The sequence below is a fragment of the Pantoea sp. X-Soil-TKNS-1211 genome, from assembly GCF_059730495.1.
In genome coordinates this window covers 352,212-367,416 of the sequence record NZ_AP035953.1, presented here as the reverse complement: position 1 = coordinate 367,416, position 15,205 = coordinate 352,212, and the positions used below count along the sequence as shown (strand labels likewise).

Here is a 15,205-nt window from a genome sequence, read left to right as displayed (position 1 = left end):
GCCCATCCCGGTTTGCTGCACAACAGTCTGGTCAGAAAATGATACTACGGCAGCGTAGGAAGGCTGCCGTAGCGGGGGGGAATTAAGGTATCAGAGCCACTCACCGTTGCGCACAATGCCAACCGCCAGCCCTTCCACCGTCAGAGACTGCTCACGGGTATCGACAACAATCGGCTGGAAGTCACTGTTTTCCGGCAGAAGTTGCACAATCGCGCCCTGCTTTTTCCAGCGTTTTACCGTCACTTCGTCGTCAATACGCGCCACCACAACCTGGCCGTTCCGCACTTCCTGCGTTTTGTGTACCGCCAACAGATCACCATCCATAATGCCGATATCTTTCATCGACATGCCGCTAACGCGTAGCAGGAAATCCGCAGTGGGTTTGAACAGGTTAGCATCGACCTGGTAGTGCGCTTCAATGTGTTCCTGCGCCAGCAAAGGTTCACCCGCAGCGACACGGCCAATCAATGGCAGCCCCTCGCTGGCTTCTTCTTCCATTAATAAGCGAATACCGCGCGAAGCGCCGGAGACGATTTCAATCACGCCTTTGCGCGCGAGTGCTTTCAGGTGTTCTTCTGCCGCATTAGGTGAGCGGAAGCCCAGTTGCGCAGCAATTTCCGCACGCGTTGGCGGCATGCCTGTCTGGTTAATATGGTCGCGAATCAGGTCATAGACCTGTTGCTGCCTGCTGGTTAATGCTTTCATCCCGCCCCCTGGTTGTTTATACAGTCGCTGTGAGTATATACAGGTATTGGCGAAATGAAAACCAAAACTGAGGGAAAAATCAGCGAGTTGATGATCTCGGAATCCTTATCGCAAATGTGACCAAAGCAGCGCGATCCAGACAAACAACGCCAGTAAGATAGCCAGTAAGACGGCAGCTGATCCCATATCTTTCGCACGGCCCGCCAGAGGATGACGCTCCTGACCAATACGGTCGACCACCGCTTCAATAGCACTGTTCAGGATTTCCACAATGACCACCAGCACCACGGAACCAATCATTAGTACGCGGGAGATGGCATCAACATCCAGCCAGCACGCCACTATAATTGCTACTAACGCGGCAATGGCTTCCTGGCGAAACGCCGCCTCATGCGACCAGGCTGCGCGCAATCCCTGCCAGGAATAACCGGCTGCTTTAACTATCCTGAGAATACCGGTGACGTTTTTTGCCATGTCGTTGAACCCTTTACTCGTTTTGACGTCAATGTCTGGGCAGCCAGAGATGGTGCAGCCACAGATCTTCGCGGCACTTTCTGGTATGCTTGCCGCGCTTTGCTAACAAGAGGCTTGAAGTTGTCTATGTCAGGTTGGCGTAAACTTTATTATAAATTATTGAATTTACCACTCTCCATTTTGGTAAAGAGTAAGGCCATTCCCGCCGATCCCGTGTCCGAGCATGGGCTGGATCCGACGCGGCCGATCCTGTATGTGCTGCCTTATGATTCCAAGGCCGATCTGCTCACGCTGCGTTCGCAGTGTCTGAAACACGATCTGCCTGATCCGCTCGCACCGCTGGAAATAGACGGCGCTTTGCTGCCGCGTCACGTGTTTATCCACGATGGACCACGCGTGTTCCCGTATTTCGTGCCGAGCATGGAGTCCGTGAAGTTGTTTCACGACTACCTCGATCTGCATCGCAGCAATCCGGAGCTGGATGTACAGATGCTGCCGGTGTCGGTGATGTTTGGCCGTGCGCCAGGACGTGAAGTTCAGGGGGAATCCACTCCTCACCTGCGTATTCTCAACGGTGTGCAGAAGTTCTTCGCCATTCTCTGGCATGGCCGCGACAGCTTTGTGCGCTTCTCGCCGACCGTTTCGCTGCGCCAGATGGCGACCGAACACGGTACGGATAAGTCAATCGCCCAAAAACTGGCGCGGGTGGCACGGATTCACTTTGCGCGTCAGCGTCTGGCTGCCATTGGCCCGAGTTTGCCTGCCCGTCAGGATCTGTTTAATAAGCTGCTGCAATCCAAAGCGATTGAAAAAGCGGTGGAAGATGAGGCACGCAGCAAAAAGATCTCACACGAGAAGGCACAACAAAACGCCGTCGAATTGATGGAAGAGATTGCCGCCGATTTCTCATATGAAGCGATTCGCGTTACCGACCGCGTCATGGGTTGGATGTGGAGTCGCCTCTATCAAGGGATCAACGTGAATGGCGGTGAACGTGTGCGTCAGCTGGCACAGGATGGACATGAGATTGTCTATGTCCCCTGCCATCGCAGTCATATGGATTACCTGCTGCTCTCTTACGTGCTCTACCACCAGGGACTGGTGCCGCCACACATCGCTGCGGGTATCAACCTGAATTTCTGGCCCGCCGGGCCGATTTTCCGTCGTCTCGGGGCGTTCTTTATTCGCCGTACGTTTAAAGGCAACAAGCTCTACTCCACCGTTTTCCGCGAATATCTGGGCGAGTTGTTCAATCGCGGCTACTCGGTTGAATACTTCGTGGAAGGCGGCCGCTCACGTACGGGGCGTTTGTTGGACCCGAAAACCGGCACCCTGTCGATGACGTTACAGGCCTTGCTGCGCGGCAGCAGCCGTCCAATCACCTTCGTGCCGATTTATATTGGCTATGAACATGTGATGGAAGTCGGCACCTACGCCAAAGAACTGCGCGGTGCCGCGAAAGAGAAAGAAGGCTTTATCCAGATGGTGCGTGGCCTGCGTAAGCTGCGTAATCTTGGTCAGGGCTATGTGAACTTCGGTGAGCCACTGCCGCTGGTAAACTATCTGAACAAACACGTACCAGAATGGCGTGAAGCGATCGATCCAATCGAACCCCAGCGTCAGGCCTGGATGACACCCGCCGTAAATGACATCGCTAACCGCCTGATGGTGCGGATTAACGATGCCGGTGCTGCCAACGCCATGAACCTGTGCGTCACCGCGCTGCTGGCTTCTCGTCAACGTTCACTGACGCGCGAACAACTGATTGAGCAACTGGAGTGCTACACCCAGCTGCTGCGCAATGTGCCCTACTCACCGGAAGCCACGGTGCCGGATCTCAGCGCTGAATCCCTGCTGGATCACGCAATGGGCATGAATAAGTTTGAGACCGAGCAGGACAATATCGGCGACATCATCATCCTGCCACGTGAGCAGGCGGTGTTGATGACCTACTATCGCAACAACATTCAACATATGTTGGTGATGCCGTCGTTGATTGCCGCGATCGTGCAGCAGCACCGTGAAATCAGTGAAGCTGAATTGTTGCGCCAGGTCGCCCTGGTCTATCCGATGCTGAAGAGTGAACTGTTCCTGCGCTGGAGCAGTAACGAGTTGCCGGAGTTGATTCAATCGCTGTGCAACGAAATGGCGCGTCAGGGTCTGATCACCCAACAAGATGGCCTGGTGCAAATGACCACCGCGCGCTATCGCACACTACAGCTACTGGCAGCAGGTATTCGTGAAACGCTGCAACGTTTTGCCATCACTTTCTCGATCCTCAGTGCCAAGCCCACCATTAACCGTGGCACCCTGGAAAAAGAGAGTCGCACGCTGGCGCAACGTCTGTCAGTACTGCACGGCATCAACGCCCCTGAGTTCTTTGATAAAGCCGTGTTCACCGCGCTGGTGCTGACGTTGCGTGATGAAGGCTATATCAGCGACGGCGGTGATGCTGAGGTGGATCGTACCCAAGCCATGTGGCAAATGTTGGCCGAGTTGGTCACCAGTGATGTGCGTCTGACCATTGAGAGCGCTGTCGCCCACGATTAAGGTACTCAATAAAAAGCCGTCACCCAGTGGATGACGGCTTTTTTGATTCAACAACCGCGTGATAAATCGCGCCGCTACAGCAAATCAATAAACGGTTGAGTATTCAACAAAATACCGATAAACAAGACCAGACCAACGTAGTTATTATTGAGAAACGCCTGGAAGCAGGGGTCGCGCTCGCGCTGGGCAATCAGCTTCTGCTGATGAACAAACAAGCCCGCCGCTAATAACAACGACCAGTAAAACGCCCCATTCAGATTCAACAACCCTCCCACCAGTACCATCAGGCCCAGCGTTACCAGTTGCAACAATCCGATGATGAGTTTGTCATAACGACCAAACAGAATCGCCGTCGACTTGACGCCAATTTTTAAATCATCGTCTCGATCCACCATGGCGTATTGCGTATCGTACGCGACTGTCCAGCACAGGTTGGCAATAAATACCAGCCAGCAAACAAGAGGTAAGGACTCACTAACTGCCGCCCAGCCCATAGGAATGGCCCAGCCAAAAGCCGCACCCAGCACCACCTGTGGCAGGTGGGTATAACGCTTCATAAAGGGATAAACCCAGGCCAGCGCCAGGCCCACTACGGACAACATAATCGTCATGCGATTCATGGTCAGCACCAGCAAAAACGCCAGCAAAGCTAAACCCACAAACAGTAACTTCGCCTCTTTCTCTGACACCAGCCCACTTGCCAGCGGACGTGCAGCAGTACGTTTGACATGCCCATCCACTTTACGGTCAGCGTAGTCATTGATGACGCAGCCCGCAGCGCGCATCACGATGACCCCCAGCACAAACACCAGCAGCACCGAGAGCGGAGGAATCGCCATGCCTGATAACCACAACGCCCATAGCGTGGGCCACAACAACAACAGTGTGCCAATCGGTTTATCAATGCGCATCAGGCGACTGTAGGCCTGTAATTTATTTATTCCCAGGGTCTTTTGCACAATCCTTATCCTTAATCCAGCGCGCGATAAAGTGGTGACGCCGGTAAAAACAGTTCAGTTAACAACAGCGGTTTGCCGGAGAGACGTAAACGCGAGCGACGTCCCCACAACGCGCCCACCTGGCCGGGGTCGATAAAATCACGTGTCAGGCTGGAGTCGGCAAACAGGTAACGCCCGAGTGGGCGCGTGCCAAGCTGCTGGAGCATCTGCTCCGGGCCGTTAAGCGTGCTTTCCGGCACCAGGGTACGGCCAGCCAGCCAGGGAACGCCATCACCACATAACAAAATTTCCCGCAGCCAGAAGCGCTGATCGGCAGGTAACAACGCGCCTTCCTCTTCCAGTTCGCTGGCGTCAACAAAGGCTTCGCGTACCAGTTGCACCGTGACGTGCTGGCAATGCTGTTCAAAGCGCCGCGTCATTGAGTCTTCCTCCATCAGCCAGTCGAGCAGTGGCGCGGAAAGTAAGGGGGAGGAAGCGGGTAGCCAGTGTAGCGCGCGCAATTGCGCCAGCGCATCCTGAGACATAAAAACTCTCCACAGAAAAAAGTGTCCCAGTGTAACGCACCACCGCCGCTGCGCGAATAACGAAGCGTTGCCGGAAATGCGTTGTAAGTTAATTCAATGTAAAACCGTTATGCTTGTTTCTGTTCACCAGGCCACCAAGGATATGACATGACATCAAGACAACATCAGGATCTGTTAAACGCACTGGAACAACCACTCAACGAACAGGCGCTCAGTTGGGTCGCCACACAAAACCGCCTTACCACCGCCCAATTCGCCCAAGGCAGCCGTTTCCAACACGCGCAGCAGGCGACGCTGCATTGGCTGAACGACAAGTCCAATATCCCGTGGGTCACCCATTATCGCGATAGCCTGTATAACTTCTGGCAGGATGAGCATCATCCACGCGGTATCTGGCGGCGTACTAACGCGGACTCTTATCAGAGCGCCGAACCCGAGTGGGAAACGGTGCTGGATCTGGATCAACTCAATCAGCAGGAAGGCAGCCACTGGAGTTTCCATGGTGCGCAGCCACTCTACCCCGACTATTCGCGCGCGCTGGTTTACCTCTCCAGCGGTGGCGATGCCTGTGAAATTCGCGAATTTGATCTGGTCAGCAAAACCTTTATCACCGATGGATTTTTTCTCCCTGTCAGCAAAAGCCGGGTGAGTTGGGTGGATGAAAACACCCTTTTACTGAGCCTCGATGCGGGTGGCGATACCTTGACCGCATCCGGCTATCCACGCAGTGTGCGCCGCTGGCAGCGCGGTACATTACCTGAGTCAGCCCCGTTAATTTACGCGGGCGAGACCAACGACCTTTCTGTCTCCGCCTGGCGCATTCACACCCCGGGTTATGAGAAAGAATTGGTGTATCGCGGGATCGATTTTTACCACCATCAAACCTGGTTACTCCGCGATCGGGATCAGCTTGAACACATCGCCATCCCGGACGATGCCACAGCCGGTTTCTTCAAAGCGTGGCTGCTGGTCACCCTGACCACCCAATGGCAGATAGGAGATGAGGTCCACCCGGCTGGCGCGCTGCTGGCGATTAACCTTGAGGATTTCCAGCAGGGAAAACGCCACTTCACCACCCTGTTTACGCCAGATGCGCACACCACGCTGAATAGCTACTCCGCCACACGCGATTACCTGTTGCTGGATAAGATCCACGATGTGGTGGAAACCGTTAGCGTGATGACGGTGACAGAGGGGCAATGGCAGCAGGTTGAAGAGATCACCCTCGCGGATGCCACCAATGTGTTCGCGCATGGGCTGGATAGTGAAAGCAACCGCTACGCGCTGATCAGTCATGGTTTTTTACAGCCGCGACGTCTGAGCTACGGTGACTTTGATCGGCAAACACGTGTTGAAGTTAAGCAGGATCCGGCCAGCTTTGATGCTTCAGGGTTTGCCGTGACGCAGCATTTTGCGATGTCACTGGATGGCACCCCTATTCCTTATTTCCAGGTTTGCGCCAAAAACCTGCCGCTAACCGGCGATCACCCGACGTTGCTCAATGGCTACGGCGGTTTTGAAGTCTCACTAACCCCCAACTATCTTGGCGCGAAAGGTACGACCTGGCTGCAACAAGGCGGTGTTTACGTCGTAGCAAACATTCGCGGTGGGGGCGAATATGGTCCACAGTGGCACCAGGCGGCGTTAAAAGAGCATCGCCACCGTGCGTATGAGGATTTCGCCGCCGTCGCCGCCGATCTTGTTGCTCGCGGCATCACTTGCCCGGCGCGTCTGGCGGCACGCGGCGGCAGCAATGGCGGATTGTTGATTGGCAATATGTTGACTGACTATCCCGAGCACTTTGGTGCGTTGGTGTGCGAAGTCCCGCTGCTGGATATGGCGAACTATCATCGTTGGCTGGCAGGGGCATCATGGATCGCCGAATATGGCGATCCGGAAAAGCCGGAAGAGTGGCAATGGCTGAAAAACTATTCCCCTTTCGACAACGTACAGGCGGATAAAACCTATCCACCGACCCTGTTTACCACCGGAACCCGTGACGATCGCGTCAGCCCGGCACACGCGCGCAAAATGGTGGCGCGCATGCAGCAACAAGGACATCAGCAGGTGTGGTTGTATGAAGAAACCGAGGCCGGACACGGCAACGCGCCTGAGAAAGGCCAGATTGCATTCAAATCGGCGTTGGTGGAAGAGTTTCTGTGGCAGATGCTGACAGGTAACTAATGGATGCGTAGCGGCGTGATAAATCGCGCGATTTCGTGCACGTTGCAGGAAAAAACCGCGCGATAAATCGCGCCGCTACTCGCGTTTCAATCGGTTGCTGTTCGCCAGCCACAACGTCACCACCAGAATCAGAATGGCAGCCGAGTAACACAGCGTATCGAACGGGTTTTTATGGTCGACGATAATCAGCCGAATAATCGCGGTGATGCCGATATAGACGAAATAGCGCAATGGGAAGTGATAGCCCGACTGAAAATACTTCACAATCAGCGCGATAAATTCGAAATAGAGAAAGTAGATCACGATCCCTTCGATCAGCAGAAATGATGATGCCTGTTCGCCGGTGCTGAACAACACATTGGCCAGATGAATGGTTTCTTTGCCAAGAAACACCACCAGAATGATCGCCAGGATCACCAATCCCAGGTTCAGCACCCATTGCAGAGCCGTGGCAATCAGTTGCCCCGCCGCTGATTTTTCAGTCATTTTTGCGCCTTAGTAAAACGAGTTATCTCTGGCGCTATCATGCGGCAGTGTGATCAAAATCACAATATAGTCAAACATCAACATCCACGCACAGCGCATCGTAACGCCAGTACTCACAGTCACAATCGATGACGCGTTTATGTTGATCGCGGTTGGTACGGGTGATCAGCAATCCGGGGGTGCCGCTGGCAACATTCAAGGCAGGCGCGGCATGCGCCGGTAATGGCCCCGGCAGGATAGTAAAACGCGCGCCGCCGTAACGAATACCATAACGGTGGTTATAGAGGTCGGTCAGGGAACGGGTGAGATCCTCGTCGAGCAGGCCCGGAAAATAGTGTGGGTTAAGATAGTGCTCCACATACAGTACCGCGCGGCCATCAATGCGGCGCAGACGGCGAATCAGGTAAACCTCGTCACCCTCGGTCAGTTGCAGTTGATGCGCCACCGATGATTGCACCGGTGCCTTGCGCGCTTCTATCACCTCGGTGCTGGCGATACGTCCCTGCTGGGCAGCCATAGCGTGGAAATGGCTGTGGTGCAGCGGGTTATACACCAACCTGGGCGGGGCCAGAAACCAGCCGCGTCGCAGTTCCCGATAAATAATACCCTGCGCCTCCAGCGATCCCAGCGCTTCACGTAAGGTGATACGCGTGGTGGAATATTGTTCGCTCAGGCTGCGTTCCGCAGGCAAGCGCCCGCTGGCGAACTCACCTGCGTCAATCCGACTGTGCAGCGCGGCTGCGATGACATCTGCCGTTTTCGACAACATCTTTAAAGCCTCATTTTGGGGCGAAGCTGCACTATGACAGTTCGATGACAATCCAATGACAACGTAAACCTGGCCTCAATGCGTTCCGAACATTTGTGTGGATCGGCTCTCAACACCACATTTTACTGCCTTAGTCATAAAACCTTCATCTGCAACAGCTAAATTGGCTCGGTTCTTGCTGGACTAGACCAAGATGTCCCTCAACTTACACCGGGAGCAACTGAGATGAAAGCGTTAATCGCCTCTGTAGTAGCCAGTGCTGTACTGCTTGCCTTACCAGCCGCACAGGCTGCCGACAACGACCTCGCCGCGCTGGAAAAAGCCGCGCGCAGCGAAGGTCAAATCAACAGCGTCGGTATGCCAGATAGCTGGGCCAACTGGAAAGATACCTGGAATGACATCAGTAGCAAATATGGCCTGAAGCACAGCGATACCGATATGTCATCGGCGCAGGAGCTGGCGAAATTTGCCGCAGAAAAAGAGAATGCCAGCGCCGATATCGGTGACGTGGGTGCCGCTTTTGGCCCGGTCGCAGTGGCGAAAGGCCTGGCGCAGCCCTATAAGCCGACGCACTGGGATCAAGTGCCGGACTGGGCAAAAGATAAAGGAGGCAACTGGATGCTGGCCTATACCGGCACTATCGCCTTCCTCGTCGACAAACAGCAGGTCAAAGATGTGCCGCACAGCTGGGCCGATCTGAAAAAAGGTAAGTATGTCGTCACTATCGGTGATGTTGGTGTGGCTGCTCAGGCTGCCAACGGTGTGCTGGCGGCTAACTATGCGCTGGGTGGTGACGAGAAGAACCTGAAGCCCGCACTGAGCTTCTTTGCTGATCTCGCCAAACAGGGTCGCCTCGGCGTGACCGATCCGGTGATTGCCAACATCGAAAAAGGCGAAATCCAGGTTGCGGTGGTGTGGGACTTTAACGGCCTGAACTACCGCGATCAGATCGACAAAAACCGCTATGAAGTGGTGATTCCGTCTGATGGTTCCGTGACCTCTGGCTACACCACCATCATCAACAAATACGCCAAACACCCGAACGCAGCCAAACTGGCGCGTGAATATATCTTCTCTGATGCCGGTCAGACCAACCTGGCAAAAGGCTACGCGCGCCCGATTCGTGCGCAATACCTGACGCTGCCAGCTGATGTGCAGGCCAAACTGTTGCCGCAATCTGAGTACAAAAATGCCCGTCCGATTAAAGACCAGGCCGCCTGGGATAAATCATCAAAAGCACTGCCGCGTCTGTGGCAGGAGAACGTGATCATCAATATGCAGCAGTAAGGAGAAGGGGATGAAAACAATCCTGGTGGTACTGGATGGGTTGAGCAATCAGGTGGCGCAGCATGCAATGGGTTACCTGTTTGCCGAATGCGCGCAGGGCAATGGCCAATATTACACCCTGACCTGTGAGCTGCCGTCGCTGTCGCGTCCGCTATATGAATGCATTCTCACCGGCATTCCGCCGGTGCGCAGCGGTATTATTCATAACGGCGTCAGCCGGTTAAGCAAAGAGCGCAGCATTTTCCATTATGCCCGCGCCGCCGGATTAACCACCGCTGCCGCGGCGTACCACTGGGTGAGTGAGCTGTATAATCAGACCCCGTTTAACGCAGCGCGCGACCGACATACGGTCGCGCCTGAGCTGCCTATTCAATATGGACACTTTTACTGGGACGACGGCTACCCGGATTCCCACCTGTTTGAAGATGCCGAAAGTCTGCGTCTGCGCCACGACCCGGATTTCCTGCTGATCCACCCGATGAATATTGACGATGCCGGGCATAAGCACAGCCTGTCATCGCCGCAGTACCGCAACCGCGCACGCATGGCCGATGGTTATCTGTCGCACTGGATGCCAGGCTGGCTGGCAGCCGGTTATCAGGTGATTGTCACCGCTGACCACGGCATGAACGACGATCGCTCACACGGCGGAATTCTGCCGGAGGAGACCAACGTGCCGCTGTTTGTATTTGGTGAGGGCTTCTCAAAGCAGCCGGAGCTGGAACCACAGCAGACTGAGCTGTGTGGCATCGTCTGCACCCTGCTCGGCGTCGAGCATGACAAGCCGGTGTGCCGTGGCCTGCTGGCGGAGCCGCGTCATGAAGGGTAAAGGCCTCGCGCTGCTGTTGTTGCTGCCGTTTGCCCTGTTCTGGGTGGCATTCCAGCTCGCCCCGTTGCTGTGGATCGCCATCAACAGCTTCTGGAGCGACATGAACGAAAGCTGGGGACTGGATAACTACAGCGATATCCTGACCTCGCCGTTCTATTTGCAGGCATTCCGTCTGTCGCTGGATATCTCGATCTGGTCGAGCATTTATGGTCTGTTAATCGCGCTGGTCGCCGGATATTCATTGCATCAGATGGGCAGCGGACGCTTTCAGCGCTTTTTGATGTCGTTTACCAATATGACCAGCAACTTCGCCGGCGTGCCGCTGGCATTTGCCTTTGTCATTTTGCTGGGACTGAATGGCTGCCTGACGTTGCTGCTGCGCCATTACAATTTGCTGGAAAGCTTCAAACTGTTCTCGCGCGACGGCATGGTGATTGTCTACACCTGGTTCCAGATCCCGCTCGGTATTCTGCTGCTCTATCCGGCCTTTGATGGCCTGCGCCAGGACTGGCAGGAATCCGCCGCATTGCTGGGTGCCAGCCGCTGGCGCTACTGGTGGCATATCGGGTTGCCGATTCTGTTTCCGGCGCTGCTCGGCACCTTTGTGATTTTGCTGGCCAACGCCCTCGGCGCTTACGCCACCATCTATGCGCTCACCACCGGCAACTTTAACGTGGTACCGGTACGTATTGCTGCCCTGGTATCGGGCGATATTTCGCTGGATCCCAATACCGGTGGCGCACTGGCGATGCTGCTGGTGCTGCTGATGGCGGTGATTACCGTGGTGCAGCAGTATCTGGTGCGCCGCAGTTATCTCAACGCCAAACCGTCCTGAGGAGCAGCCCATGTCTCGCGTCGAAAAACTCTACCATCGCCTGATTGTCTGGCTGTTGCTGGTGATTCTGGCGACTCCGCTGCTGGCAACGCTGCTGTATGCGCTCTCCTCCGACTGGAGCAACACCATTCTGCCGCAGGGCTACACGCTGAAATGGTTCTTTGAACTGTGGAGCGACAGCCGCTTCCTGTCCGCGCTCGGCCATTCGTTGCTGATTTGCTTTGGTGCGCTGCTGTTCTCGTTAGTGCTGGTGCTGCCTGCAATGTTTGTGATCGCTTACTACTTTCCTAAGCTGGACTCGGTAATGAACGTGCTGATTCTGATGCCGTTCGCCGTGCCGCCAGTGGTGTCATCGGTCGGCCTGTTGCAGCTCTACTCCTCATCACCGCTGATGCTGACCGGCACACCGTGGATTTTGATTGGCTGTTACTTCACCATCGCGCTGCCATTTATCTATCGTGCCATCTCCAACAATATGCAGGCGATTAACCTGAAAGAGTTGATTGATGCCGCCCATCTGTTGGGTGCCAGCACCTGGCAGGCGGCGTTGTTTGTAGTGCTGCCTAATCTGCGTAAAGGGGTGTTTATCGCCGTGCTGCTCTCTTTCTCTTTCCTGATAGGTGAGTTTGTATTCGCTAACCTGCTGGTCGGCACCCGCTATGAAACCTTGCAGGTTTATCTCTACAACATGCGCAACGGCAGCGGCCATTTCACCAGCGCACTGGTGATCTCCTATTTTGTTGTCGTCCTGCTGGTCACCTGGCTGGCGAATGCCCTCAATCCTGAACGAGGCTGACCATGAGTTACCTGAACGTTACACAGCTGAATAAAAGCTACGGTCCGACCACCATTTTCGAAAATATCGATTTCAGCGCCGACGAGGGTGAGTTCGTCACCCTGCTCGGCCCGAGCGGCTGTGGTAAATCGACGCTGCTGCGCTGTATCGCCGGGCTGACCTCCGTCGACAGCGGCAAAATTTTGTTGCAGGGCCAGGACATCGTGCCGCTGCCACCGCAGAAGCGCACCATCGGCATGGTGTTTCAGAGCTACGCGCTGTTCCCGAATATGACGGTGGAAAAGAACGTCGCCTTTGGCCTGAAGATGCAGAAAATGGCGGCGAGTGAGATCCAGAAACGGGTGATGGAAGCGCTGGCGCTGGTGGAACTGACCGACTTCGCCCGCCGCTATCCACATCAACTTTCCGGCGGCCAGTGCCAGCGCGTAGCGTTGGCGCGTTCACTGGTAACACGTCCACGTCTGCTGCTGCTGGATGAACCGTTGTCGGCCCTCGATGCACGAATTCGTCGCCATCTGCGCGAGCAGATCCGCAATATCCAGCAGGAGCTAAAACTCACCACCATCTTCGTCACCCACGATCAGGAAGAAGCGCTGACGCTGTCCGATCGCATCGTGTTGATGAATCGTGGAAAAATCGTACAAAACGGCAACGCCGAAGCGCTGTATACTCAACCAGCCGATCTGTTTGCCGCTGGGTTTATCGGCAACTACAACCTGCTGAGTGCCGAACAGGCAACGCAGTTGACTGGCCAGACATTCACCGGTCAGGTGGCGATTCGTCCGGAATCGATTCTGATTGGCGCGCCAGAATCGGGTATTGCGGCCACCATCCTCAGCCACAGCCTGCTGGGCAACGTGATCCGTTATCGTGTGCTAGCGCACAATGTGGAACTTTCGGTCGATGTTCTGAACCGTAGCGCGGCAGATTTACACCCCGCCGGGATGCAGATTGGGCTACAGTTAGAGATGTCGACGTTGCGCCAGGTCGCTTAAATTACAGGAAAAATTAGCAACGCAGCGCGGCGATATCTTGTACAGGTTGCGCTCTCCGTCAGGCTGGCAATCTGCTTTAAAGCCTGACGGTAAAGGAGCCTGCTTACGTGTTAACCCTGCTAAACCTGTTATCTGCCGTGGCCCTGTTGGTGTGGGGCACTCACATTGTTCGTACCGGCATTATGCGTGTGTATGGTGCCGATCTGCGCCGGGTACTCAGCCGTAGCGTCGAGAAAAAGCCGATGGCGTTTCTCGCCGGGATTGGCGTCACCGCGCTGGTGCAGAGCAGCAACGCCACCACCATGCTGGTCACCTCATTCGTGGCGCAGAACCTTGTCAGCCTGACGCCAGCCTTAGTGGTGGTGCTGGGCGCTGACGTCGGTACAGCCGTGATGGCACGTATCCTGACCTTCGATCTCTCGTGGTTGTCGCCGCTGTTTATCCTGTTTGGCGTGATCTTTTTCCTCGGGCGTAAACAAACCCGTCTCGGTCAGTTGGGACGAGCCAGTATCGGCCTCGGTCTAATCCTGCTGGCGCTGCAACTGATTGTCGCCGCCGCGCGCCCAATTACCCAGGCAGCGGGCGTACAGGTCATCTTTTCCACGCTGACCGGCGATGTGATGCTGGATGCCCTGATTGGTGCCGTGTTTGCCATCATCAGTTATTCCAGCCTCGCGGCGGTGCTGATTACCGCCACGCTGACGGCCACCGGGGTGATCTCGTTTAAAGTCGCCCTCTGTCTGGTGATTGGTGCCAACCTTGGCAGCGGCCTGCTGGCGATGATTAACGCCAGTGGCTCCAATGCCGCCGGCAAACGTGTCGCACTGGGCAGCCTGCTGTTCAAACTAATTGGTAGCATCGTGATTTTGCCATTCGTTAACCCGGTGGCAGAAGTGCTGGATAAGCTGCCGGTAAACGACGAAGAGTTGGTGATCTTTTTCCATGTGTTCTACAACCTGCTCCGCTGCCTGGTGATGGTGCCCTTCACCGATCCGATGGCTCGCCTGTGCACCAGGATGATCAGCGATGATGCGGAAACCGATACGGTTCTGAAGCCGAAACACCTCGACAGCAGCGCGCTGGACACCCCCGCGCTGGCGCTGGTCAATGCGGCGCGTGAAACGCTGCGTATTGGCGATGTGGTTGAGCAGATGGTCGAAACCTTCAGCAAGGTGGTGCATGGTGAACTGCGCGAGGAGCGCGCAGTGCGACGGCTGGATGATGATGTTGATGTGCTGTACACCGCCATCAAACTCTATCTGGCACGCATGCAGAAGGAGGATCTGGCGGAAGAGGATTCACGCCGCTGGGCTGAGATCATCGAAATGGCGCTTAACCTGGAACAGGCCGGTGACATCATCGAACGTATGAGCGCTGACGTGGCCGATAAAGCGCTGGCCGCACGTCGCGCTTTCTCACAGGAAGGGCTGGAGGAGCTGGAAACCTTGCAGGAGCAGTTGCTGAATAACCTGCGCCTGAGTCTGTCGGTGTTTTTATCCCACGATGTCGCCAGCGCTAAACGCCTGCGTCGATCCAAACATCGCTTCCGTATTCTGATTCGCCGTTTTTCCCATGCCCATGTTGAACGTCTGCACCGCCAGAACGTACAGAGCATCGAGACCAGTTCACTGCACCTGGGATTGCTGGGAGATATGAAGCGTCTGAATTCGCTGTTTTGCGCCGTAGCCTATACGGTGCTGGAACAGCCAGATGACGATCGGGATGAGGAATAACAGTCAAGGCAGCTTCCGTAGCGGCGCGATTTATCGCGTGGGTTTAAAAACAGCGTGATAAATCACGCCGCTACGATTC

The 15,205-nt window shown here is 55.2% G+C and carries 14 protein-coding genes; 8 read left to right on the top strand and 6 right to left on the bottom strand.

Annotation, left to right across the window (positions count from 1 at the left end; all coding sequences use genetic code 11):
• Positions 1–90: 90 nt before the first annotated feature.
• Together lexA and AC6I8W_RS01605 are read right to left on the bottom strand one after the other, a co-directional pair.
• The gene (gene lexA / locus AC6I8W_RS01610; RefSeq protein WP_013507486.1) at positions 91–705 is read right to left on the bottom strand and encodes a transcriptional repressor LexA; all 615 of its coding nucleotides are present in this window, start codon (positions 703–705) and stop codon (positions 91–93) included.
• Between the two features lie 105 nt (positions 706–810).
• A complete protein-coding gene (locus tag AC6I8W_RS01605) occupies positions 811–1,179 on the bottom strand; it encodes a diacylglycerol kinase (RefSeq protein ID WP_497836706.1) in 369 nt (122 codons plus the stop codon).
• Positions 1,180–1,305: 126 nt separating this feature from the next.
• Between AC6I8W_RS01605 and plsB the strand changes: the two genes are divergently transcribed.
• Positions 1,306–3,729, top strand: coding sequence for a glycerol-3-phosphate 1-O-acyltransferase PlsB (plsB, locus tag AC6I8W_RS01600; RefSeq protein ID WP_497836705.1), 2,424 nt, complete (start codon positions 1,306–1,308; stop codon positions 3,727–3,729).
• Between the two features lie 74 nt (positions 3,730–3,803).
• On the opposite strand, the gene ubiA is transcribed toward plsB, so the two are convergent.
• Complete coding sequence (gene ubiA, locus AC6I8W_RS01595; protein ID WP_497836704.1) at positions 3,804–4,688, bottom strand: 4-hydroxybenzoate octaprenyltransferase; 885 nt, start codon at positions 4,686–4,688, stop codon at positions 3,804–3,806.
• Between the two features lie 11 nt (positions 4,689–4,699).
• On the bottom strand, positions 4,700–5,212 hold the full coding sequence (ubiC, locus tag AC6I8W_RS01590) for a chorismate lyase (RefSeq protein WP_497836703.1): 513 nt from the start codon (positions 5,210–5,212) through the stop codon (positions 4,700–4,702).
• A gap of 147 nt (positions 5,213–5,359) precedes the next feature.
• Here ubiC and AC6I8W_RS01585 point away from each other — a divergent pair, with 147 nt between their 5' ends.
• A complete protein-coding gene (locus AC6I8W_RS01585) occupies positions 5,360–7,396 on the top strand; it encodes a prolyl oligopeptidase family serine peptidase (protein ID WP_497836702.1) in 2,037 nt (678 codons plus the stop codon).
• Between the two features lie 75 nt (positions 7,397–7,471).
• Here AC6I8W_RS01585 and psiE read toward each other — a convergent pair whose 3' ends face one another.
• Both psiE and AC6I8W_RS01575 read right to left on the bottom strand, forming a co-directional pair.
• The gene (gene psiE / locus AC6I8W_RS01580; RefSeq protein ID WP_013507480.1) at positions 7,472–7,882 is read right to left on the bottom strand and encodes a phosphate-starvation-inducible protein PsiE; all 411 of its coding nucleotides are present in this window, start codon (positions 7,880–7,882) and stop codon (positions 7,472–7,474) included.
• Positions 7,883–7,952: 70 nt separating this feature from the next.
• Complete coding sequence (locus tag AC6I8W_RS01575) at positions 7,953–8,651, bottom strand: UTRA domain-containing protein (protein ID WP_480367382.1); 699 nt, start codon at positions 8,649–8,651, stop codon at positions 7,953–7,955.
• A gap of 225 nt (positions 8,652–8,876) precedes the next feature.
• On the opposite strand from AC6I8W_RS01575, the gene AC6I8W_RS01570 reads away from it, so the two are divergent.
• The 6 genes from AC6I8W_RS01570 to AC6I8W_RS01545 all read left to right on the top strand — a co-directional run bounded on the left by AC6I8W_RS01570 (position 8,877) and on the right by AC6I8W_RS01545 (position 15,126).
• On the top strand, positions 8,877–9,938 hold the full coding sequence (locus tag AC6I8W_RS01570) for an ABC transporter substrate-binding protein (RefSeq protein WP_497836701.1): 1,062 nt from the start codon (positions 8,877–8,879) through the stop codon (positions 9,936–9,938).
• Between the two features lie 10 nt (positions 9,939–9,948).
• On the top strand, positions 9,949–10,767 hold the full coding sequence (locus tag AC6I8W_RS01565) for an alkaline phosphatase family protein (protein WP_497836700.1): 819 nt from the start codon (positions 9,949–9,951) through the stop codon (positions 10,765–10,767).
• On the top strand, positions 10,757–11,602 hold the full coding sequence (locus tag AC6I8W_RS01560) for an ABC transporter permease (RefSeq protein WP_021184070.1): 846 nt from the start codon (positions 10,757–10,759) through the stop codon (positions 11,600–11,602). Before AC6I8W_RS01565 ends, AC6I8W_RS01560 begins: the two co-directional genes overlap by 11 nt.
• A gap of 10 nt (positions 11,603–11,612) precedes the next feature.
• On the top strand, positions 11,613–12,398 hold the full coding sequence (locus AC6I8W_RS01555) for an ABC transporter permease (RefSeq protein ID WP_497836699.1): 786 nt from the start codon (positions 11,613–11,615) through the stop codon (positions 12,396–12,398).
• A 2-nt stretch (positions 12,399–12,400) separates the two neighbouring features.
• Complete coding sequence (locus AC6I8W_RS01550; protein ID WP_480367371.1) at positions 12,401–13,393, top strand: ABC transporter ATP-binding protein; 993 nt, start codon at positions 12,401–12,403, stop codon at positions 13,391–13,393.
• Between the two features lie 107 nt (positions 13,394–13,500).
• Positions 13,501–15,126 (top strand): Na/Pi cotransporter family protein, encoded by a 1,626-nt coding sequence (locus AC6I8W_RS01545; RefSeq protein WP_497836698.1) that lies wholly within the window; start codon positions 13,501–13,503, stop codon positions 15,124–15,126.
• Positions 15,127–15,205: the final 79 nt, after the last annotated feature.

What these genes read in the sequence shown, in the direction of transcription:
- lexA (WP_013507486.1), bottom strand. Translation starts at nt 705, where the DNA reads ATGAAAGCATTAACCAGCAGGCAGCAACAGGTCTATGACCTGATTCGC.
- AC6I8W_RS01605 (WP_497836706.1), bottom strand. Translation starts at nt 1,179, where the DNA reads ATGGCAAAAAACGTCACCGGTATTCTCAGGATAGTTAAAGCAGCCGGT.
- plsB (WP_497836705.1), top strand. Translation starts at nt 1,306, where the DNA reads ATGTCAGGTTGGCGTAAACTTTATTATAAATTATTGAATTTACCACTC.
- ubiC (WP_497836703.1), bottom strand. Translation starts at nt 5,212, where the DNA reads ATGTCTCAGGATGCGCTGGCGCAATTGCGCGCGCTACACTGGCTACCC.
- AC6I8W_RS01585 (WP_497836702.1), top strand. Translation starts at nt 5,360, where the DNA reads ATGACATCAAGACAACATCAGGATCTGTTAAACGCACTGGAACAACCA.
- psiE (WP_013507480.1), bottom strand. Translation starts at nt 7,882, where the DNA reads ATGACTGAAAAATCAGCGGCGGGGCAACTGATTGCCACGGCTCTGCAA.
- AC6I8W_RS01575 (WP_480367382.1), bottom strand. Translation starts at nt 8,651, where the DNA reads ATGTTGTCGAAAACGGCAGATGTCATCGCAGCCGCGCTGCACAGTCGG.
- AC6I8W_RS01570 (WP_497836701.1), top strand. Translation starts at nt 8,877, where the DNA reads ATGAAAGCGTTAATCGCCTCTGTAGTAGCCAGTGCTGTACTGCTTGCC.
- AC6I8W_RS01565 (WP_497836700.1), top strand. Translation starts at nt 9,949, where the DNA reads ATGAAAACAATCCTGGTGGTACTGGATGGGTTGAGCAATCAGGTGGCG.
- AC6I8W_RS01560 (WP_021184070.1), top strand. Translation starts at nt 10,757, where the DNA reads ATGAAGGGTAAAGGCCTCGCGCTGCTGTTGTTGCTGCCGTTTGCCCTG.
- AC6I8W_RS01555 (WP_497836699.1), top strand. Translation starts at nt 11,613, where the DNA reads ATGTCTCGCGTCGAAAAACTCTACCATCGCCTGATTGTCTGGCTGTTG.
- AC6I8W_RS01550 (WP_480367371.1), top strand. Translation starts at nt 12,401, where the DNA reads ATGAGTTACCTGAACGTTACACAGCTGAATAAAAGCTACGGTCCGACC.